Annotated in this window: 1 protein-coding gene; it reads right to left on the bottom strand. The window is 53.7% G+C overall.

The features are described 5' to 3' along the window. The coding region (locus AAEY83_RS18025) for a hypothetical protein (protein ID WP_351061431.1) at positions 1-242 on the bottom strand (242 nt) is incomplete at both ends.

The raw sequence follows: 242 nt of genomic DNA, 5'->3' as shown, positions 1-242 counted from the left end.
CAATAATATCGACGCGCGCGCCCATCAAACCTTTGAGTGGATGACCGGCCAGCGCCGATTGCATACGCAGGATATCTTGGCGCAGCTCATACCAATCGCCGCGCTCAATACGACCAGCAAGTAGACGCTCAAGCGGCTTAGCCAAGGTAATATTGGCAGCAAGGCGGGTTTCCATAATGCCGCGCTCATGCTCATCGACACCATATTTGAGTACACCCATGACCTCATCAACGGCATTGACC

Origin of the sequence: Psychrobacter sp. TB20-MNA-CIBAN-0197 (assembly GCF_040309765.1) — a bacterium.
Taxonomy (GTDB): Bacteria; Pseudomonadota; Gammaproteobacteria; order Pseudomonadales; family Moraxellaceae; genus Psychrobacter; species Psychrobacter submarinus.
This window is presented reverse-complemented; position numbering and strand designations above follow the sequence as displayed.